Annotated in this window: 10 protein-coding genes; 3 read left to right on the top strand and 7 right to left on the bottom strand. The window is 72.7% G+C overall.

What is annotated here, in order from left to right; genetic code table 11:
- Positions 1-7 precede the first annotated feature (7 nt).
- The 6 genes from ACFWRO_RS18310 to ACFWRO_RS18285 all read right to left on the bottom strand — a co-directional run bounded on the left by ACFWRO_RS18310 (position 8) and on the right by ACFWRO_RS18285 (position 10,216).
- Entirely contained in the window at positions 8-1,597 is a 1,590-nt protein-coding gene (locus ACFWRO_RS18310) for a SagB family peptide dehydrogenase (protein ID WP_384511299.1), read from the bottom strand.
- Positions 1,598-1,641: 44 nt separating this feature from the next.
- A complete protein-coding gene (locus ACFWRO_RS18305) occupies positions 1,642-3,609 on the bottom strand; it encodes a TOMM precursor leader peptide-binding protein (RefSeq protein WP_384511297.1) in 1,968 nt (655 codons plus the stop codon).
- Positions 3,596-5,977: a TOMM precursor leader peptide-binding protein gene (locus ACFWRO_RS18300; protein ID WP_384511294.1), complete on the bottom strand. Its 2,382-nt coding sequence runs from the start codon at positions 5,975-5,977 to the stop codon at positions 3,596-3,598. The genes ACFWRO_RS18305 and ACFWRO_RS18300 overlap by 14 nt, the downstream gene beginning before the upstream one ends.
- A 5-nt stretch (positions 5,978-5,982) precedes the next feature.
- Complete coding sequence (locus tag ACFWRO_RS18295) at positions 5,983-7,806, bottom strand: BTAD domain-containing putative transcriptional regulator (protein WP_384511291.1); 1,824 nt, start codon at positions 7,804-7,806, stop codon at positions 5,983-5,985.
- An 11-nt stretch (positions 7,807-7,817) separates the two neighbouring features.
- Complete coding sequence (locus tag ACFWRO_RS18290) at positions 7,818-8,138, bottom strand: hypothetical protein (RefSeq protein ID WP_384511288.1); 321 nt, start codon at positions 8,136-8,138, stop codon at positions 7,818-7,820.
- A 257-nt stretch (positions 8,139-8,395) separates the two neighbouring features.
- Complete coding sequence (locus tag ACFWRO_RS18285; protein WP_384511285.1) at positions 8,396-10,216, bottom strand: ABC transporter ATP-binding protein; 1,821 nt, start codon at positions 10,214-10,216, stop codon at positions 8,396-8,398.
- A 204-nt stretch (positions 10,217-10,420) separates the two neighbouring features.
- On the opposite strand from ACFWRO_RS18285, the gene ACFWRO_RS18280 reads away from it, so the two are divergent.
- The 3 genes from ACFWRO_RS18280 to ACFWRO_RS18270 are packed head-to-tail and all read left to right on the top strand — an operon-like array spanning position 10,421 to position 19,455.
- Positions 10,421-11,290, top strand: a complete 870-nt coding sequence (locus ACFWRO_RS18280; protein WP_384511282.1) for a hypothetical protein — start codon at positions 10,421-10,423, stop codon at positions 11,288-11,290.
- Positions 11,287-14,451 (top strand): caspase family protein, encoded by a 3,165-nt coding sequence (locus ACFWRO_RS18275; protein ID WP_384511280.1) that lies wholly within the window; start codon positions 11,287-11,289, stop codon positions 14,449-14,451. Before ACFWRO_RS18280 ends, ACFWRO_RS18275 begins: the two co-directional genes overlap by 4 nt.
- Positions 14,452-14,475: 24 nt before the next feature.
- Positions 14,476-19,455 carry a hypothetical protein gene (locus tag ACFWRO_RS18270; RefSeq protein WP_384511277.1) on the top strand — a complete coding sequence of 1,660 codons (4,980 nt, stop codon included), beginning with the start codon at positions 14,476-14,478 and terminating at the stop codon, positions 19,453-19,455.
- An 89-nt stretch (positions 19,456-19,544) separates the two neighbouring features.
- Here the strand turns inward: ACFWRO_RS18270 and ACFWRO_RS18265 are convergent, their stop codons facing one another.
- Complete coding sequence (locus ACFWRO_RS18265; protein WP_384511274.1) at positions 19,545-21,740, bottom strand: discoidin domain-containing protein; 2,196 nt, start codon at positions 21,738-21,740, stop codon at positions 19,545-19,547.
- Positions 21,741-22,090: the final 350 nt, after the last annotated feature.

The raw sequence follows: 22,090 nt of genomic DNA, 5'->3' as shown, positions 1-22,090 counted from the left end.
CGCCCCCTCAGGCGATCTCGTAGCGGAAGTCGGCCGGGACGGGCCGCTCGTTGCCGATGAGCATGATCAGCAGAGGGGACTCGCCCGTCCCGTCGAGGCCGAGTTCCTCGATGTACGAGATGTTGTCGAAGCCCAGGGCCACCCCGCAGCCCAGGTCCATCGCGGCCGAGGTGGTGTACACGGCCTGGGACACGGCCCCGATGGTCGCGCCGACCAGGCGGTACCCCCGGTCGCCTACCGTGTCGAGGACCGCCGAGGTCCGCATGGCCGGCACGAGTACGGCGCCCGCCTGCTCCAGGTTGTAGTTGGCCAGGAAGTAGTTCTTCTGGAGGAAGGCGCCGGGGCGCCCCTCCTTCACCAGCCGCAGGACGCCCGCGCCGGGGTCGTACGCGTAGCTGCCTGGTGCGAGCCCCTCGACGTGGTTGACGAACGCGTACATCCGTGCCGGCAAGGCGTCTTCGGCCCCTCGGGTGTCGCCGCCCAGCCGGGACGCGGACGTGGCGGCCGCCAGGCACGTCACCAACTGGTCGAGGGAGACCGGTCGTTGAGCGTCGAAGCGGCCGAAGCTGCTGCGCCGACGGCGCAGCGCGGTGCGGACGTCCGCCGTCAGGGGGCGGGGCGCGGGCAGCCCGAACTCAGCCGACTCGGCGCGCGGCGGCGCCACGGCGGCCCGGTCGAGGGCCTCTGCGGTGGGACGGTCGGCCGCGTCCCGTGAGGTCGCGGCCTGCATCCCCGTCACCGCCTCGAAGGTGAGGACGGTGCGGGACCGCTCGACGTCGGAGCGGCGCACCGAGGCCCCGACGGGCGCGGTCGCCTTCGGCGTGCCCGTCCAGCGCAGCGGCACGACGGCGAAGACGCCCTCCTCCTCGGACCGCACGCCCAGGAGCCGGGCGAGCCGTTCCTCGTCGAACCACAGGGCCGGCTCGATCTCGAGTCCCCGGGCGCGGGCCCACATCCGCCAGGTCTGGAGCACGGTCCCGATGTCCATGCTCACGGCGTGGAAGGAGAAGCTGTTGTACTTGAAGGCGTTCTGCCAGTACTTGACCCCGAGGACCAGGTACTGGTCGGTGAGGCCCGGCCCGGGCGCCCCGTGGCCGAGCGCCGCGCGCACCTCGCCGGTGACGTCGCCGGTCAGCAGGCGCTGCATCGCGTGCTGGCGGGTCGCGTAGTAGTGCACGCCGGGCGGCACGGGACCGCTCGCGCCGGACACCCAGTAGACGCTCACCGGGTAGAGCCCACCGCCGGAGGCGGTGCCCCGGGACCAGTTGGCGAGCGGGTACGAGGGCAGGGCGCTCAAGTCCGTGTTGGCCTGGACGCCGAGGCGGCGACCGGTGAGCCCGTAGGAGTCGCGGAGCATGCCGGAGAGCACGGAGAGGTCGAACAGGCCTGTCTCGAAGGCGGGTTCGGCGAGACCGAGACCGGCGTCGAGGGCTGCGTCCGCCGGGTAGTCGGCGTCGGGCAGGGGAAGGCGGTCGACGCCCGGGTAGAACTTCGTCTTGCGCGGGGCGTCGGCCCAGTTCGGGACGTGGTCGGCCGGGGGCATCGGGACCCGGCCGCGCCGCATGATGGCGGCGGCGTAGTCGTGGGCGTACCCCATGGGGGACTCCTTCGGGTGCGGCAGCGGTCGGCTCGTGGGAAGGGTCATGGGAAGGGATGGGGAGCGGGGTTGAAGTCCCCAGGAACCAGGTCGTGTTCGCGCAGGCCCGCCTCCCGGAGCGCGGTGCGCAGCCTCGGCATCCCGAGCGCGCGCTGACGCGTGTGGCCGAAGTCGATCGGCAGCAGGCCCGGCACGAGCACGCTCACGGTGGTCAGGCCGAGGCGCCGCTGCTCGGGCATGGTCTGGTCGACGACGATCGTGTCGAAACCGGCGGCGGCGACCGCGTCCACGCACACCTGGAGGTCCTCGCGCAGGTCGGCGGAGACGGGCAGCACCCGGCCGTCCCCGTACACCTCGGCGAACGAGCGCTTGGGCGGGCGGGGCGCGCCCGGCTCCCCGAGCAGGAAGTGGGCGTGGTCGCCCATCTCCGGGATGCCGTACGCCAGCGGGTGGTCGTGCAGGGCCGCCACCTTGTCGAAGTCGTACGCCATGGCCCGCAGCCGCTCCTCGTCGCGTTCGGTGCGGCCCTGGAGGTTGACGGCGTCGGTGGCGATCTCGCAGAGCGCGCCCGCGAGCGCGGCCTCCGGGTCGAGGCCGGCGCCCGCGCCGAAGCACATCCGGCCGAGCCCGCCGTCGGGTCGCACGGCGACACCGGTGACGACCGGGACGGGGAAGGTGATCCGGGTGTCGAAGAAACGGGCCTCGTAGCCGTACATCGCCAGCCGGTCGACCATGTGCCGGGTCGCGCGCCGGGTGCTGGTGCTCGGGTCGATCTCCGGCAGCGCCGCCCGCCCGTACCAGGCGAGGAGGAAGGCGTCCCGTTCGACGACCTCCATCAGGCCGAAGTAGGCGGCCTCCTCCAGACTCCCGCCGGAGGCACAGCCGTTGGAGGACTCCTGTACGAAGCGGTTCTCCAGGCCGGGTGCGTGATAGTACGTCAGAACCTCGGGTACGAGGACGGGTTCGCGGTCGCGCAGCGAATAGCCCCACACCCAGGGGATCGTGCGGTCCGAAGTGAACTGCCGCACCCGGGGGTTGGCCCGGTGGAAGGCGTCCGAGTAGAGCCCGCAGAGGCGCGGGTCGAGGGCCCGGACGCCGCGCGCGGTGAGGCCGTCGAGCGAGTCGCGGACCCCGGCCCGCTTGGCCCGGGCGCGCATCCCCGCATACCGCTCAAGGCCCTCAAGGACACCGATGCGGACGCTCTCGGCGAAGGTGTCGGCGTGGCCTCCCCAGAAGGTCTCGCGCAGGTACTCCCCCGAGCGCATCGAGAAGCACCCGATGGTGGCGGAGGTGGAGAGCGAGGCGACGTCCTGGACCACGGAGGGGCCGAGCGAGCCGCAGACGGGGTTGGCGTACGGCTCGACGGGCAGCTCGTAGTCGCCGATGTCCCGGACCCGGAAGCCGCCGGGGCGGTGCTTGGGCGCGGGCCGCAGGTCGAGGACGGCGCGGTCCGCGGTGTCCTCCTCGATCTGGCCGCACGCGGGACACTCGGGATCGGGTACGAGCGGGTAGTGGCGCACCTTCAGGGTCATCAGGTCGACCAGGTGGACGGCGGGGAAGACCCGTTCGCCTGGGCCGCCGCCGGCGAGCCGGGCGGCGATCAGACCGGCGATCGCGTCGGCGGCGAAGGGGGTGACGTACGGGGACTCACCGGCCGCGCGGGTGCCGGAGCCGAGCTCCAGGGCCTCGCGCAACGCGACGGAGCGGACGGCCTGCCAGCGACGCTCCAGGCAGCGGGCACAGGCCGGCCGGCCGTCGGGGCCGCCGGGGAAGGGGCCGACGACGGCCTGTCGTCCGTAGAAGCGGACCGGAACCCCAGAGGCCGAGGTCCCGCCGCTGACGCCGCCGTTGCCGTTGCCGTTCCGGAAGGCGTCGCGTACGCCGATCGGCGCCACCTCCACGGCCTGCTCCGGGCGGCCGTGGCTCTGGAGCGTGCGCCGGACGAGCCGCGCCAACTCCCGGGCGGACGGCGCCCACACCTCTTCGGGCGCGGTGGTTTCAGCGGTGGGCATCGGCGGCGCCGCCCTCGGTGGTCGCCACGGTGACCAGGACGCGCGCCGTGCTCACGCCGCAGGCCGCGAGGTCGGCCGGGGTGGTCGCCACGTACAGCACGTCCCGTCCGGCCGTCCGCAACCGGTCCAGTACGGCGTCGAAGGTGGTGACCGCGCCCTCCGCCGGGCGGACGACGGTGTCGGTGACGGTGACGGTGACGGCGATCGTCGCAGGGGCGAGGTCGGTGACGAGCGGAAGTCCGAGGTCGATGTCCTCGGCGGGGTCCGCCGCGGGGTCCGCCGCGAGCTGGGCGCGGCCCAGGAGGTCGCGCAGCGCGTCGCAGGCCGCGTCCCGGCGGGAGAGGCCCGCGCCGACGGCCCAGCGGTCCCCGTCCGTCCCGCCTGTCCCGCCTGCCTCACGGGCAAGGACCGCGTACGCCGAGGAGCGCTCGTCCTCGCCGAGGTCGAGGAGCTCCACGGTGACGCCGAGGTTGGCGGCGGACCGGACGAGGAACACCAGCTCGGGGTCGTCCGCGCCGACCGGGTCGGTGTCCACGGCCGGGAGCGCCACGGGCGTCACCCGGGTGTCGCCGCGTACCGCCCGTACCAGCGCGTCGTGCGCAAGGGCCGACAACAGCCCCCGGCCCGCCGCCTCCTGGGCCGAAGCGCCCGCGCCTGATCCCGCGCCGGTCGCCAGGTGCGAGCGGTCGCGGTTGGCGGGCCCGAAGGGGCGCACGGCCGCCTCGGGGACGGCCACGCTCTCCTTGGTGAGCAGCGAGGTGGCGCTCGCCCACGCCGAGACGCCTTCGGCGCCCGTACCCGTACCGCCACCGGTGGTCAGGGCGTCGGGCAGCAGGCGGACGGCGGGGGCACCGGCCTCCTGCCCGGCGTGCTCGGGCAGGGCGACGTGCTCGGCGTACGTCTCCGCCGCCGCGTACAGGGCCCGGGTCCGGGCGCCCGCCAGGTGGTGCACGTCGAAGGCCGCGATTCGGCGGCGCACGCCGTGGCCGAGGGCGAGTTCCAGGCGGCTGATCTTCAGCGGGGTCTGGGTGAGGTCCTCGTCCTCGTAACGGCGGAAGATCCCGGTGTGCGGGCGGACGAGCGCGGCGTTGAGGGCGTTCAGGCGGTCGACCTCGGCCTCGGCCTCGCGGGCGGTCGTCACGCTCGCGGTCTCGGGCAGCGTCAGCGTGGCGGGCGCGGCCTCCCGTTCCCGGCCGCCGACGGCCGTACCCGCCCGGGCCTCCGTCAGGGCGAGCGTGGCGCAGCGGCGGCAGCGCGGGTGCGGGTGGAGGGGCTCGGCGACGACGTCCAGGGACGCGAGGTCCTGGAGGAGCACCTGCCCCGCGGTCTCGGCGGGCAGGGCGCCGGTGGTGAGGCGGAACACCTCGTACCCGAGCAGGTTGCCCGTCATCGCCGCCACCGGTCCGGTCAGCGGCCCGCCGCCCTCCATGGACGCGCCGGCGCCCGGGACCGAGCCGCCGGCCACCTCCGCCCACAGCTCGGCGGCGGCCGCCGCGTCCGTGTTCGCGCCGAGCCGGAGCACGGCGCAGGACCAGCAGCCGGTGGAGGAGGCGGTCGCGAGCGGGCCGACGACGGATCGTTCGCCGAAGGTCCAGGCGGGGATGAGCGTACGGCCCTGGGGCACGCCGGATTCGAGCAGCCGGTGGACCCGGCCCGTGGCGCCCTCGCCGGTGACGATGACGACGTCGTAGCCGGCCAGGTCCGCCCAGTCGGCGTCGGGGGCGAGGCGCTCGATCCGTACGGGGCAGCCGCGTGTTCCCGCCTCGGCCGCCTCCTCCGTGACTTCCGGGAAGTCCTGGCCGACTCCGATGTGGGCGCAGCCGTTGCGGACCAGGCTGAGCGCGCACCAGCGGGCGGTCTCGTCGCCGCCGAGCACGGCCACGCGCGTGTGGCGGAAGCGCGCGAAGCGGGCGGGGGCGCCCTCGACGTAGTGGTCGACGTACGCGATCTGGGCCGCGAACTCCCGCAGGACGGCCTCGGCGTGCGGGTCCGCGCCGAGGTCCCCGGGCTCCGTCTCGGGTACGTCGCGGGCGAACGAGCGCGCGTAGAGGGTGCCCACCAGGACGGCGGCCATGGCCCGTTGGGCGGGACCGAAGCCCGTACACAGCTCGGCGAGTGTATGACCGCCCGTCAGGTGCGGGGCCACGAGGGAGGCGAAGCGGTACGCCGTCTTGCCGGTGAGGTGGAAGCCTCCGTCGGCGTTGTGGAAGAGGACTCCGCCGGGCGTCTCGGTGAAGAGGACGTCGCGGCGGATACGGGGGCGGGTCCCGGCGAGCGCGTCGAACGCCGCGTCGGGGGCGGGCGCGGGCCGGGGGGCGCCGCCGGGAGCGGACGCCGTGCCAGCCATCTCAGCCTCAGCCTCAGCCATGTGCGTCACACCTTCTCTGTCGGTCGCGTACGTTCGGCGGCGGTACGTTCAGCAGGACGTTCGGGGTTGCGATCGGGGTCGTTCTCCGGGTCGCGTTCGGTGCTGCGCCGCGCGTAGGTGCGCAGCAGGTCGTGCATCCGGTACGGGCCGGGCGGCCCCGCCTCCAGGAGGCCGGAGTCCGCGAGCCGCTCCAGCGTCCCCTCGGCCTCCTCGATGCCCCGGCAGTCCTCGGCGCGGAACTCCGGGGGCAGGGCGCCGAGCCGGCCGAAGACCTCGGCCAGGCGCGGGTCGAGCCGGCCGATCGCGCCGGCGAGGACCCGGTCCACGGACATGTCCGGGGAGTCGGGCAGCGCGAGCCGGGCGACGGGGTCGCCCGCGAGCCAGTCGGCGCCGTCGGCGAGCCGCAGCTCGGGCCGGGTGAGGAGGCGGGCGGCTGCGATGCGCAGGGCGAGGGGGAAGTGCCCGCAGAGCTGGGCCAGTCGGTGGACGGCTTCCGGTTCGGCCCCGGCGCGTTCGGGGCCGAGGACGGTGTGCAGGAGCCGGTGGGACTCCTCGGGCGCGAAGACCGAGAGCCGGTGGACCCAGCCGCCGTGGGTGGCGATGAGTCCGGCGAGCCCCATACGGCTGGTGACGACGGCGGCGCCGCCGGGGCCGACGGGCAGGAGGGGCCGTACCTGTTCGGCGTCGGTCACGTCGTCCAGGACGAGCAGCGCGCGGTCCTCGGGGTGCCGGTCGCGCAGGGCCGCCGAGACCTCGGCCGCGACCTCGCTCGTGGGGCGGGGCGCGCCGTGCGGGTCGGTCATGCGGACCAGGAGGCGGCCGCCGGGGAAGGCGTCCCGCACCAGGTGGGCGACGTGCGCGGCGAGCGCGGTCTTGCCGATGCCGGGCGCGCCGGAGACCAGGACGGTCACCGCCTCGTCGCGCGGCTCGGTCAGCCGGGCCGTCATGGCGGCGACCTCGGCGGCGCGGCCGGTGAAGGAGGGGACCACGGGGACGGGCGCGACGAGCGGCGGCCCGGGTTCGGCGGGGTGCGCCGGGGCGGCCGGGAGCGCGAGGCGTGCGGGCGCGGCGGTTGCGGAGCGGGCGGGGCCCAGGTCGTCGCCGCGCAGGATGGCCAGTTCCAGCCTGCGGAGCGCCGGGGAGGGGTCCACGCCCAGCTCGTCGAGGAGGTACTCCTTGATCCGCCGGTACTCGGCCAGCGCCTCAGCCTGCCGCCCGGTCCGGTACAGGGCCTCGATCAGCTGCTCGTGGAAGCGCTCGTAACCGGGGTGGGCGCGGGTGACGTCCCACAGGTCGACGAGCGCGTCGCCGCAGCGGTCGAGGACGAGGTACAGGTCGCAGACGCGTTCCACGGCGCGCAGGCGTTCCTCGACGAGCCGTGGCACGACATCGCGGTGGAGCACGTCGGAGCGCACATTGGCGAGCGGGGCGCCCTGCCAGAGCGACAGGGCGTCCTTGAGCAGGTGCAGTTCGGCCTCGGGGTCGTGCTCGGCGGAGCCACGCCCGACCTGGTCGCGGAAGGCGATCAGGTCGAGGGTGCGCGGGCCCGCGCCGATGCGGTACCCGCCGGGTACGGCTTCGATCGGGGTCTGGGTCACGCCGTGCTTGACGAAGAGCCGGCGCAGGCGCATGACACAGGTCTGGAGGGCGGCCTTGGCGGTGGCGGGCTGTTCCTCGCCCCAGATCGCCTGTTGGAGGTAGTCGGCCGAGACGACGCCGTTGGCGTGGAGCAGCAGCGCCGCGAGGAGGTTGGTGGGGCGGGACGGGGCGAGGACGACGGTCTCGGCACCGTCCGCGAGGCTGAGCGGCCCGAGCAGCTGGAACCGCATGGCGGCGCCGCCTAGTCCCAGCCGTTGACCAGCTTGCACACCGGCGGCGGAGCGACGGCGAAGGGCAACGAGGAGGCGAAGGCCTCCCACTCGGCGCAGAACGCGGCGAGTGCCTCGTCCGGGGTGTGCGGGAACCCGGCGGCGGACGCGGGGAGGTGCGGGGCGGCGGGTCCGGCGACAGGTCCGGCGACGATGGGCGCGGGGACGGGTTCGGCGGCGGGTTCGGCGGCGACCGGTCCGGCCGACAGGGTGAGCGTGCCGAGCGTCAGGGCGAGCGCCGCGGCGGCTCTCGTCCACGCGCCGGGCTTCTTCTTACACGGATGTGCGTCCATGGATCCCCCTGGCCTGGTGGTGGATTCCCCGCCTCGCCGGAGCGGATCCGGCGGACCCGACGATGCCAGCGGACCCGGCCGGATGGAGCGCCCCGGCGTGACAACAAGCTGACGCGCCCTGTCAGCTTGGTGCCACATCCGTACGGAGGGCACCCCACCAGCCCGGAAGGTCCGTACCAAGCCAGGGCGAGGGGGCGCGACCCGAGCCCGACCGGGGCCCGGACGAGCCGGACCCAGGCCGAACCGAGCCCCCGCCCTCACCCCACCTCGGCCCCCGCGGGACTGTCGTCCAGGAAGCCGCCCGACTGGTGCTGCCAGAGCTTCGCGTAGGCGCCGCCGGTGGCGAGGAGCTCCTGGTGGGTGCCCTGTTCGATGATCTGCCCCCGGTCCAGGACGACCAGGCGGTCCATGGTGGCGACCGTGCTGAGCCGGTGCGCCACGACGAGCGCCGTGCGCCCCTCCATGAGCCGCCACAGCGCGTCCTGGACGAGGATCTCGCTCTCGGAGTCGAGGGCGCTGGTCGCCTCGTCGAGCAGCAGGATCGGCGCGTCCCGGAGGATCGCCCGGGCGAGGGCGACCCGCTGGCGCTGGCCGCCGGAGAGCTTCACCCCGCGCTCGCCCACCATCGTGTCGAATCCTTCGGGCAGCGCGTCGGCGAACTCGGTGACGTGCGCCGCCTCGGCCGCCCGGCGGATCTCCGCCTCGGTGGCGTCGGGCCGGGCGAAGGCGATGTTGTCCCGGAGCGAGCGGTGGAACATCGCCGGGTCCTGCGGTACGTAGGAGATCTGGCCGCGCAGTTCGGTCTGCCGCAGCCGGCTGATGTCCTGTCCGCCGATCAGGATCCGTCCGTCGTCGATGTCCGTCATCCGGAGCAACAGCCGGGTGAGCGAGGTCTTGCCGCCGCCGGACCGGCCGACCAGGCCGAACTTCGCCCCGCTGGGCACCGTCAGGTCGAGCCCCTTGAAGAGCGGCTCGGCGCCCGCGTGGGAGAACGTGACCCGCTCGAACCGCACCTCGGCGGTCCGGCCGGCCAGCGGTTCCGGGGCCGGCGGGTCGAGCACGGTGGGCGGGTCCAGGAGCAGTTCGGTGAACTGCGCCGCCTCCGTCATCGAGCTCTCGAGCCGCCGGTAGATCTGGTTGAACTCGAACATGATCCGGGTGGCGTTGGCGTAGTACGTGAAGGCGACGATGACCGCCTCCACGCCGAGCTGTCCCCCGCCGAGCGAGAGCGCGAGGAGCAGCCCCAGGACGTTGGTCAGGACGGACATCGGCGCGACGAGGGTGTCGATGCGCAGATTGCCGTAGTCCCAGGAGCGCAGCGTGAGGCGGCGCGACTCCGCGACCCGCGAGCGGTGTTCGGCGGCCTCGCGTTCCTCGGCGGCGAAGGACCGGACGGTGTCCATGTTCATCAGGCTGTCGGCGACGTGCCCGGAGACCCGGGCGATGGCCTGCTCCCGCTGGGCGACGAGCGCCTGCCGGCGCCGGATCAGGGGTGCCACGCCCACCGCCGTGACCAGGATCATCGTCAGCAGACCGACGACGAGCAGCGGGTCGTACTGCCAGAGCACCACCGACGCGAACACCAGCGGGACGAGGCTGCCCATGACCGAGAAGGTCAGCGTGTCGACGAACTCCTCGAAGCGGGAGGCGAAGCTGAGGACCCGCTTGGTGAGCGAGCCGGCGAAGTTGTCGTGGAAGAACGAGGCGTCCTTGGCGAAGAGTTCACCCATTCCGACGACGTACAGGTGCTCGATGCCCCGGGCGTCGAGGCGGTTCAGGCAGTGCAGACCGACGCGCCACAGCGCTTCGGAGAGCAGCAGGACACCGGCGAAGGTGAGGACGTACGGCAGCATCGGGCCGACCGCGAGAACGGCGCCGCCGTCGCCGGCGATCCGGCCGACGAGCTTGGCAACGACCAGCGGCGCGATGTACTGGATGCCTACGTTGCCGAGCGCGGGCAGCAGCATCGCGGGCAGTGTCATCCATCGGAGACGGGCCAGTTCCCTTCCGTAGTGGCGGAGGGCGAGGAGGACGGAACCCCTGCTCGGGGCTCCTTCGGACGATTGATGTGATCCCATCACAAGCCTGTACTTTCGGGCCGTCGGGTGAGCCAGAAAGTCTTCCGTGCCGACCCCCGCCCGGTCCAAGCGTTTTTTGAACCTTCCGCTACGCAGCGCGACTTGATTACCCATAGCTGCTATCCGCTTACCGAACTTGCGGCATGATGGTTCCTCAGGTCTTCTGCGTGGGAACCACCTCGACCTAGGCACCAGGGGGGCACAGTGTCGCGTGTAGTCATCTGCCACGGCATCGGTTACCAGTACAAGCACGCCGAGACGATGCTGACCGAGTGGTACGAAGCCCTCCGGGTCGGCATGACGGACGCCGCCCACCCGGTGCCGGACCCGGCGGACGTGGCCGCCGTGTACTACGGCAGCTGCTTCCGCAGCCGGGACACCAAGGGTGGCGGCGTGGACGACGAGCTGGCGGACATCCCGGCGTTCCAGATCGGTGACGTACGCGACCCACTGGAGCTGGAGCTCCTTGAGGCGTTCGCCGAAGGTACCGACGCTCCCCTGCCCGGGGGCAAGGGCATCGGCCAGATCGCGCTGCGCCGGCTGGAGCGGCACGAGGGGCTCGGCAAGCCGATGGGCCGCACGGTCATCTGGATGATCCGTCAGGTACGGCGATACCTGGACGCGTCCGACACCGTGCGGGAGTGCGCGCAGAAGCGCTTCGAGCGGGTCGTGACCCCCGAGACGAGGGTCGTCATCGGCCACTCGCTGGGCTCCGTCGTCGCCTACGAGGCGCTCCGCGCCCACCCCGAGTGGAACGTGCACACGTTCATCAGCGTCGGCTCCCCGCTGGGCCTCCGCGCGGTCCAGGACCTCCTGCTGCCGACGCCGCCCTCCGCGGGCAACGCGCTGCCGCCCGTCGCCCGCTGGGTCAACGTGGCCGCCAAGGACGACCCCATCGCGCTGGTCAAGCACCTCGAACCCGCCTTCGGCGACGTCGACGACCGGCCCGTCGTCAACCTGCCCTGGCACAAGCCCGGCAAGTACTTCTTCGGCAGCCACTCGGTGCTCCGCTACCTCACGACCGAAGAGGTGGCCGAGGCCGTCGCGACAGGGCTTGCGGCCGGCGAGCGGTGACGACGGCTTCGTACCCCGTCGAACGGTCGGCGGATCTCGTCCGGGTGGCGCTCGTCTCCGGGACCAGTGGATTCGGAGCCGGGTTCGATCCGCTGCCGCGCGTCCCGGACGAGCTGCGGATGATGCGGGCCGCCCTGGTGGAGGCCGGATTCACGATCCACCGCGGGTCGCAGACCGATCCCCAGGTCAAGGACGTCCTGAGCAGCTTCGAGCAGGCGCTGAACGGCGAGGACGGCACGCCGCCCGACATCCTGCTCTTCTACTACTCCGGGCACGGCGTCGACTTCGGCGACGGGGACATCCTGCTCGCCGCCCACGACAGTGAGAAGGCCAAGCGGGCGAGCATGCTGGAGGTCGCCCAGCTCATGTCGCTCATCATCCCGGGCACACGGGCCACCCGGCCGCGCGAGGTGGTCGTCCTGCTGGACGCCTGCCGCTCCGGCCTCGCGGTCAACCGACTGGACCGGGACGCACTGGAACAGCACGTCAAAGGGGCCCCACTGCCCCTGCTCACCCTGATCGGCTCCACGGACCGGACCACCGATGCGCAGCAGATGCACTTCGCCGACTCCTTCGCGCACGCGCTGCGCAACACCCGCGGGACGGACGAACACCTCGACGTCTACGACCTCGTCGAGGAACTGAAGGTCCGCATGGAGAAGGGGTCCGACGCCCCCAAGGACCCCCAGTTACCCAGCTTCGTGCCCGCCCGGGGAAAGATCCGGGCCTTCCGCAATCCGCGCTACCGGCCGAGCCACGTGCGCCGGCCACCCGAGGCGAACGACGACAGCGGCTGGGCCTTCTGCGGACGCGCCGAAGCCGTACGGGACGTCGTCGCCCACCTGGAAGAGGCGTCACCGTCCGCCCCGGACGCGCCCCTCGTGGCCACCGGCGGGACGGCCCTCGTGGCTACCGGGGGCACGCCGCTCGTAGTCACCGGAGGGCCGGGCTCGGGCAAGTCCGTCCTCCTCGACTGGATCCACGCCGCGTCCGAGGGACAGCCGCTGCCGACCGGGACCCGAGCGCCCGCCGCCGCGCCCGACGGATGCATCGACCTGCTGCTTGACGTCCGCGGCAAGAACGCGGACGACGTGGCGGACGACCTGGCCCACCACTACAGGACCAGCCAGGAAGACCTGGTCGAGGCCCTCGGCGGCCGAGGACTGCGCCTCGTCTTCGACTCCGTCGACGCGAGCAACGAACCCGAGCTCCTCTACAGGATGCTGCTGGCACCCCTGGCCGCCCAGCCGCGGACCCGTGTCGTCATGGCCACCAACGACGTACCCGACGGATTCGAGGGACGGATCCTCGACCTCGACTCGGAGGAGTACTTCCACGAGGCCGACATGGTCGCTCTCGTGGAGCACGTCCTCAGGAACCGCAAGGGCACGCGGTGGTCGGCCACGAACGCCGGGTCGAAACGCGACATCGCGCTCAAGACGACCGCCCTGGTCGGCCGGTCCTGGCTCCGTGCCTACCTCTTCGCCGTCGACACGAGCACCCAGGACCCGGCGACCGCCAGGCTCCAGGCCGAGCGGTCCAACGCCGACCTCGTCCTGCGCGCACTCGAGCGGCTCAGCCGGACGCTGGACGACGACGATCCCCAGTGGGCCAGGGAGATGCTGCTCCCCGTCGCCTTGGCCCAGGGCGACGGACTCCCGGCCGACGGGCGGCTGTGGGCCGCGGTGGTCCGCGCGGCGGGCCGCCGCGGAGCGGGTCCCGCGGCCATCATCGAAGTACGCAGAGAGGCAAGGGACTACCTTGAGGTCCCGGAGGACGGCATGAACAGTCACGGATGGAGGCTCAAGCACCCTCTGACCGCCGGCTATCTCGCCGAATCGTCCGAGGAGCAACGCAGATACCACGCGCTGTTCGTCTCGGCCATGATCGAGCAGCTCCCCCTCCTGCCGTCCGACCAGCCCGACTGGTCCGCCGCCGACCAGTACACCCGCGAGCACTTTCCGCACCACGCGCGGCTCGCCGGCACCCTGGACACGTACCTGGACCAACCGGAATTCCTGCTCGCGATGAACAGCGAGACGCTGTACCGGACCCTCGGCCTCCTCCAGGAGTCCACCAACGACCGGGTGGCCAACGTCCGTGCGCTCTGCTGGGAGTTGATGGGGGATCGCTGGCAGCCCGACGGGCACATCCTGGCGCGCCTCGCACTGCACGCCGAGGTGCGCGCCCTGGACGAACTGGCCCGGCGGGCCCGTGAGTACGCCCTCGGCTGGCAGGCCGTGGCGGTCGACTGCCGCCCGCCCGCGCTCCGCCGGAAGCTGGACGCCCCCGACCTCCCGGCCGACCGGAGCGTCAAGACGGTCCACTGCCTGCCCGACGGCGGCGAACTGGCGCTGACCGGCAGCCGTGTGTTCCACCGTCCGGGCGGCGCCGACGACACCGCCTGGACCGTGTTCAACCCCGGGAACGTGGCGAGCCGCAGCGGCGTCCCGCACCCGCCGCGGATCACCGCCTCCTCGGTCATCGACCACAACGGGCAGCCCGCGCTGTTCGCGGGGGACATCACCGGCGGAGCCTGGGTCGCGCTCCTGGACGGCCGGGGGCAGGCGATCGAGCCATTGGACCTCCACTGCCCGCTGACCAGCTGCGTCAAGGTCGGACAGGACCTGCTGATCGCCGGGGGCGAGGGGTGGCAGTGGCGCAGCGGGGGAGAGACCTGGCCGCGCGTCGACAGGCCGGGGCTCCGCCTGGGCGCGGCCACGGCCGCGATGACGTCGGCCGGGCTCCGGGTGGCGGCGCGCACGGCGACGCAGGTGGTCGTGTGGCGCGGTGACGGCGAACGGCTGCACACGTTCGAACCGCCGCAGGACCGCGGCCTGATGAAGATCGCCGCAGACGCCCACGGCATCTACACGGGCGCCGGTGACGGTTCCATCTGGTTGTCGGACTGGAGCGGCCGCACCCACCGGTGGATCGCGAAGCACGCTCGCGGGATCAGTGAACTGCGGCTGTGCACCGTGGGCTCCACCCGGGTCCTGGTCAGCGCGGGCGTCGACGGCGACATCCGGGTGTCGCCCGTCACCGGTTCCGGACCGGCCCGCCTGTTCGACATCGGGCTCGACGTCCACTCGGTGGACCTGCACGCCAACGGCCAGATCCTCGTCGGAACCGCCGAGGGCCTGGTCCGCATCACGCCATGAACGATCGCACAGGGGGAGTCGAGCGTGAGCCAAGAGAACCCGACCTCGTCCACCGTCGGCAGGGAATCGTCCCTGACGCATGAACTGCACATGGCGCTCCACGCGCTGGCCACGGACCTGATCGGCCCCTCGGCCGACCCGGTCCGCGTCGAGTCCCGGCTCCGTACGGTCATCGGACTCGGGCAGAGGTCCCTGGACCGAAAGATCCCCCTCCCCCGGCGCCCCTTCGACTTCTCGGAGGAGCGGAACCCGATCGGCCCCGGCGCGCTGCTCTTCGAGTACGCGGAGGAGGGCGCCACGCACCTGGGGGCGCTCCTCGGTGAACTCGACGCCGAGCTGCTGACCGAGCTCGACCAACTGGTGACGCGGGCCGACCGCGTGGGCGCCGAAAGCGGCGAGGTGCCCAGACCGACGCCGGTGGGCGGGGCGCCGCTGCTGCTCGCGCCGGTGGACGACTGGTACGTCATCGCCGGCGCCGACATCGTGCTCGATCCCCGCGACGGCGCCCTCCCCTCGTCGCCGTTCCCCGACTCCGCCGCGATCGACCGGGCGCTGAACGCGGCCGGGCCCCTCGTGGCGACCGTGGGCCGCAGGCTCTCCGAGGTCCACCCCCGGGTGGACGCCCCGTACGTCCTCAGCCCCTCCATGGTCGCCCCGGACTCCGCCCCGGCCGCCGTCGCCCTGTCCTGGATCGCCGCCGAGGGCGGCCTCCCCGACCTCGGGACCCTGGGGGTGCTCGCCCTCGCGGGCGTGTCGCCGGACGGTGACTGGCTGCCTCCCACCGTGATCGAGCAGGCGATGGGGGCTGCCGCCGGGGCCGGCCTCGACGTGCTGTGGCGCGACACCGACGGCTGGCGGCTGCACCGGGCGGGCACCGTGGAGTCGGACGCCGAGCCGAGCCTGCTCGGCGCCGCCCGCCTGCTATGGGGAGAGCGGTGGCACGCCGCGGTGGCCCGCCGGGCGGCGCAGATCCTCGAAGAGGCGGAGTGGAGCATCCTCCACTCCTCCGCCCTCGGTGACTCCGCGCCGGGGTGGCGCGGACCGGCCGACGAGCGCCTGGTCGACTTCGACTGGTCCTCCTCCCTCTTCAAGCGGTACCACCAGCGGCCCCAAGCCCGGGTGATCCAGTCCGGCGGGCGCAACAGCGGGAAGACGGTGCTCGCCCAGCAGGTGGTGCGGAAGCTGGAGGCCGCCGGCTGGCAGACCGTCGTCCTCTCCCCCGACCTTCGCCAACTGCCCCCGGACGGCGATCTGTTGCCCGTGGTCGAGGCAGCGCTCACCGCCACCGGCGTCGACACCGTGCGCCGGAAGGTGCTCGTGGTCCTGGACGGGCTGCAGGCCCTGGACGACGGCAACATCGGGGAGGCCATGGAGTCGCTGAGCAACCTCAAGGTGGCCGTGCTCGCGCTGACCCGGTTCGTCGACGGGGCCGCCAACCGGTGGGAGCCGCACGGGGTGACCGCGTACACCACCCTCGTAGCCGCGGCGGACCTCCCCGACCTGGCCCGGAGCATGATCCGTCAGGCGCCCGGGGAGTACCGGGTCCGTGCCGACGACACGGCGGCCGTCGGCCTGGCCGTCGAGGCGTGCCACGGGGACCTCGGGCTGCTGGCCGATCTGCTGCGCGAGGAACCGGCCGACAAGCCGGCCGCCGCGGGGACCCTGCCGGACAAGGGTCTTGGCGCCGACCGCGTACGGGCCCGGGCGCAGGCCGTCTGTGCCGTCCTCGACGCCGACGCGCTCGCCGCGCTGTATCTGGTGGCCGCGGTGTCGTGGCTGGACGAAGGTGTCCCGATCGCGCGGGTGGAGGTCATTCCCGAGGAGACGCGCAGGGCGCTCGGCGTCGTCGTCCACCACGGGCTCGCGCGCATCCCCAGCACCGTACGGGCCGAGGCGTTGCTCGCCTCCGCGAGCCCCAAGGGGCTCGACGACTTCCCCGCCCGGCTCGAACCGTACGTCCTCGGTCTCATCCGGGACGACAACCAGCCGCGACTCGACGCGCTGCTGCGCAAGTGCGCCGCGTACGCGCCCGAGCGGCTCACGCAGCTGCTCAGACTCCCCTCGGTCCGCGCGGCGATCACGGACTGGGCGGCCGCCGCCCACCCCCGCAAGGCCCTGTGGGTGCTGCGGCTGTGCCGGCGCAACAGTGACGCCGACTGGACCGCCGCCGCGCTTCCGGCGGTGCTCCAACACCTCACACGGGTCGACGATCTGACGGTCCGTGATCTCACCTTCGGGCTCACGGCGCTGTGGGACGACGAGTTCCGGCTGCAGCGGAACGTCCTCGCGGAGCTCGTCGCGTGGGCGGGCACACCACAGGGCCTGCGCACGGTCCTCGGCAGGCCCTCCAGCCTCACGGACCGGTACCACCTCGTCACCGCCCTGCTCAAGCTGGCGGGCGAGGGCACCACACCGACCGCGACCGTCTGCGACTGGTTCGAGCAGCTCACCGACCAGCTCGTCCGGGACGCCGACCCCGCGAACCACCGGGACCTCATCGCCGTTCGGCGCATGGACGATCTGCTCTTCGCCAAGTCGCGGCAGGCCCGGGAGGACAATCCCGCTTCGGCGCTGCGCCCCCTCTTCAAGCCGGCGCAGTACCTCATCGACGCCGCTCCCACCAAGGACAGGTCCCTCGCCGCGATCCTCTCCTGGATCTCGCTGCGCCTGCACTTCGACGGTCCCCGGGACTGGGACCAGATCATCGAGCAGTACAAGTCACAACTCCAGGCCGCTCTGGCGCACTCGGACGCGATCCAGATAAGCCAGGCCCTGTTCGACCTGGCGCAGAGCAACCGCGGGCTCTGCAACCGGCTGCTCAACCACCTGAAGTTCGGGCGCACCCTGGTTCCCGTGGTGAAGGCGGCACCGCCCGCCGAGGCGGCCATCCTCATCTCGACGGTACGGAACATCCACGGCGGCACACTGCGGACGCTGCTGTACCACGAGGACCGGGACAAGGACCTGCTCGCCGACGCCAATCTCGCCCGCGAACTGGCCAAGACCGTCCGCAGTTTCGAGGACGCGCGGGGCGCCGGGATGCTGCTCAGCGCCGTCAGCCGGGTGGACGATCTCTACTGCGCCACCAAGGAGCGGTTCAGCTACCGCCTGGCCATGGAGATCGGTCAGGAGTTCGTCGAGAACGTCATGCGGCGCGAGCGCCGGCCCGCCATCGTCTACCACCTGCTGCGCGGGCTGTGGGAAGCGGGCGCGGACTACCGGCAGGACATCGAGGAGGGGGCGCTCGGGCTCGTCGTCTCCAGCATCCACGCCCAGCGCGGCACGGCCCGCCCCTGGGGTCCGCGCCTCGCCATGCTCCTGATCCAGGACGAGTACTTCGGCCAGACCTTCCTCCAGAAGCTGGCCGCGCGCCTCGACCGGAAGGTGCTCTGTGACCGGATGTCCCAGATCAGTCTGGATCCGGAGAGCATGGTGCACACCCACCGGCTCGGGCTCGCGCTCGTACCGGACATCGGCGTGGACTACGCGCAGCGCCTCAAGATCGACAAGGCGGTGCAGGCTCCGCAACTGAGCAGTGCGAGCAATGTCGCGCAGAAGCTCCATGTGATGGCCGACACCCTGCGGGCCGGCGGCCGGGTCGAGGCGACCGAGTTCGTGCTCGGCTACTTCAAGGAGCAGCACCCCGAATGGGTCTGGGCCGAGCGGCTCAAGGTCGGCCGCAGCATCGGCGCCTTCACCACGGCGCTCGGCCAGCTCCGCACGCTGAATCCGAGCGAAGCGGCCACGACCGTGCGGAACCTGAGTCAGCCGCACGGCGGGCAGGACCTCTCCCACCTGCGTGAACTCGTGCTCCGCAGCGTGGTGCACCCGCCGCTCACCGCCGAGCTGCTGAGCGAGGTGGAGCGCTGCGAGCCGGGCCTCGGCAAGGCGGAACTCGAAGCCCTGCGGGACGAACGGCGGCGCTGGCTGACGCTCGTCGAGGCCTTCAAGTTCGAGCAGGACCCGCTGACCCAGGGCCATGTGGGGCGCGCCCTGGCCCGGCTCGGGGTCACCAACCGCACCGAGGAGACCGAGTGGATGCACACCCTGGTCGCCAACCGGCTGGAGTCCACCATGCATCTCTTCGCCAGCCCCCGGGCCGTGGTGGAGGTGCTGACGCTCGCGCACATGTGGGAGCCGCAGTGGGGTGAGCAACTGGCCGCGAGCGTCGACGTCAACCGGCTGCTCAGGCGGCTCCGGGGGAAACTCCGTTCGGACATGCAGGAGGTCCCCGGCCTGCTGCAGGCCCTGTGGCTGACGGGTGCGCGCAAGGCGTTCAAGGACATCCTCGACCATGTGCTCGGGCTGAACGCCGACGTCCTGGCGAACGCGCTGGGGATCCACCAGGCGAGCAAGCTCCTCAAGGTGGTCCACCGCGCGCACCGGTCCGCCGACGCGCTCGCCCAGGCGGTGGGTCGGCTCATCGAGCAGGTGGCGGGGCGCCACCTGGTCGTGGACGCGGAGTCGCACTGGCTCGGCATCGGGTGGGCGGCCCAGGCCCTGCACGAGTGCTCCGCGCAGCGCCACCTCCCGGACGTGGTCCCGGCCCTTGCGCCCAACATCGTGGCCCACACGTCCGCCGTGGCGTGGGCGGCCACGTGGCTGCCGCGCTCCGACTGGACCATGTCGACGGTCACGCAGGCCGTCGACACCCACGAGAAGTCCGGCTCCCAGCATTGGCACCCGCAGGACACCGGCCGGGTCCTGATCGCCGCCGTGCGGGCCGGACTGCCGCCGGCCGTCGAGACGGTCGACACCGACTGGCACGGGGCCGCCTCGGCGACCCCCGAACTGGTCACCCTGCTGACCCGTGAGGCGGACAACTCCGAGGTTCTGCGGGCGTACTTCGCGAGCAAACTGATCGCCCCGCTCCTGCGGGAGCGGCTCAACGGTCCGGGCCTCTCCCACCACCCGTGCGAACCGGAACTGCGCGCGGCCGTGGCCCGGCTCTGCCCCAAGCCCGTGATCCCCGGCCCGAGCGCGGGCGGGGGGCTCGGCCTGTAGGGGGACGAGACGAGCAAGGCGCCGAGAGCGCCGGAGGGGCCGGTGTCCGCCGTGGCGGGGCGTGGCGGGCGGACACCGGCCCCGGTCGGTCAGGGGAAGGAGACGACGGTCGAGGGGATCGTCTCGGTGCCCGACGTGGGCGCCCCGATGTCGTTGATGACGTGGTCGAAGTGGCCGTTGCCACCGAGCGAGACGGTGAGCAGGCTGTGGAACTTCACCCCGGGCTTGACCGGGGCCTTGAAGCCGTGTGCCTGACGGATCGTCGGGTCGACGTTGTAGTAGCAGTAGCTGCCGAGGCCCCAGCCCTCGTGGGTGTTCACCGAGTCGTCGACGCGGTAGGCGGCGTAGCCCTTGGTGGCGCCGTTCTGGATGGCGGCCTGGTTCGGGGCGTCATACGCCTTCTCGTTCTGGAAGAAGATCGTGCGGCCCCGCTCGCCGTACCACTCCACGTCGTACTTGTTGAAGTGCTCGACGAACAGACCGGTGGCGAGCACGTCGTCGCCGTTGACACGGACGCCGTAGTCGGCCCGGTTGGTCTCCCAGCCGACGCCCTCACCGTGGTCGGCGCGCCAGACCCAGGTGTGGTCGATGATCGTGTCGTCGCTGTTGACGACCATGCTGGTGGTCGCCTTGCCCGCGCCCGCGCCGCCGATGCGGATGTACACGTCCTGCACGGTGGTGGGGTTGGCCGCGTGGTCGGCGGAGGCGTTCTGCGGGCCGACCTCAAGCAGCGTCGGGGAGTTGACGGGTCCCGCGTCGATGAGGAAGCCGGCGAGGCGGACGCCGTCGACGTCGGCCACCCGCATCGCGGTCACGCCGTTGTCCGGGATGATCGTGGCGAGGCCGAGGCCGAGGACGATGGTGTCCGCCCGGTTGATCTCGATGGTGCGGTCGACGTGGTACACGCCCGGGGTGAAGAGCAGGTGCAGGCCCTGCGCGACGGCCGCGTTGATCGTGGCGGCACTGGCGCCCGGCTTGACGACGTAGAACTGGCCCAGCGGGATCGACGTGCCCTGCGGGGTGCCGTTCGCCCAGGTGGTACCGCGCGCGTTGGTCCGCTTGGCGGGCGCGAAGACCTTGAACTCCCCGCCCTCCCAGAAGAGGAAGGGCTTCTCGCGGGAGATCGGGGTGGTGTCGAGTGTGGTGTAGCGGGGCTCGGGGAAGCCCGTGGCCGGAGCGCCCTCGACACCGGAGAAGACCTGGTTCCAGACGGAGTTGGACCAGCCCCCGATCGCGCTGTCGCGCGTGTACCACTGCTGCTGCGAGTAGTTGCCGATCTGGCCGTCGACCTTGCTGTCGGCGATGTAGCCGCCGCTGGCCCAACCGTAGCCGTCGGGCGCCAGGTTGAGGCCGCCCCTGACGTGCATGCGGCGGAAGGAGGCGGCCTGGGAGACCGCCCACCGGTTGGTGCCGTTGACCGGGCTGAGGGCCAGGTTCTCGGCGGAGCGCCAGAAGTTCTGGGTGGCGTTGCCGTTGAACCAGCCCGCGTCGACGGTCACGTCGCCGTTGATCGAGGTGTCGTCGGGGCGCAGGCCGAGCCCCGCGATCTGGGTGTAGAAGCCGATCTGGGCGTTGAGCCCGCTGTAGGTGCCGGGCTTGAAGAGGAAGGCGTGCCGGCCGGGGCCGAACTGCGCCGACTCCTGCTGCCGGAAGACCTCGTCCAGCTTGGCCTGGATGCCGGGCGTGGCCGGGTCGAAGACATGCACGTTCGGCCCGAGGTCGCCGCCGCCGGGGATGACCGGGCCGCCGTCGGTGCCGTACACCTGGAACTCCCAGAGCGAGTAGCCGTATCCGGTCGCGCGGGTGACGCCCTGCAGGCGGACGTAGCGCGCCGTGCCGGAGACGGGGACGGTCTCCGCGCCGCCGGCGCCCGTGGTCGTGGAGTGGGCGGTCGTCCAGTCGGTGCCGTTCGTGGACAGCTCGATGCGGTACGCCGAGGCGTGGGCCGCCTCCCAGCGCAGCTCCACCCGGGAGAGGGCGGTGGGGGCGCCGAGGTCGACCTGGAGCCACTGGTTGTCGGAGAAGGCGCTGGACCAACGTGTGCCGAGGTCGCCGTCGACGGCCGCCGCGGCGGCGGTGCCGGCCTGCTCCACGCTGGAGGCGGTGACGGGCTTGCCCTGCGAGACCGGCAGGGGCGCCGCCTGCGCGCCGGTGGTCGGGGTCAACGCGAGCAGGGCGCCGGCGAGGGCGGTGGCCACGGCGGCGGCGATGCCTCGGCGGGCCGGCGCGGATCCGCGGCCGTGGCTGCGTGACGTGAGGGGTGGGTGTTGCCCAAGGGGAGACATGCGGGGCTCCTAGAGGGAACGGAAAGCGGGAGAGCGCTCTCCGACACCCTGCACGGCCCGGAATCTGACGGTCAATAAGTCTGACCGCACTTTTCTTTCGACTTGCCTTAAGCCTGAATCCAGCGGTACGCCGGGCACCGGAATGCGGAGAGAAGGGGCGCGTCAGGGTGCGGAGGTGGGCAGACTCACCTGCTGACCGAGCACCTCCAGGGCACGCGTACGGAACCCGCCGCGCTGGTGTTCGTCCCCGAGCTGCTCGTACGCGACTCGTCCTGAGGGCCGGCTTCCGTGGGGGGGGGGCCCGCCCCCCCCGCGGGGGCCCCCCCCGGCGCGGGAGGGCGGGCGGCGCC

The sequence above is a fragment of the Streptomyces sp. NPDC058579 genome, from assembly GCF_042718575.1.
Lineage (GTDB): Bacteria > Actinomycetota > Actinomycetes > Streptomycetales > Streptomycetaceae > Streptomyces.
The sequence above is the reverse complement of the archived record's forward strand: the minus strand, read 5'-3'. Positions and strand labels throughout refer to the sequence as shown.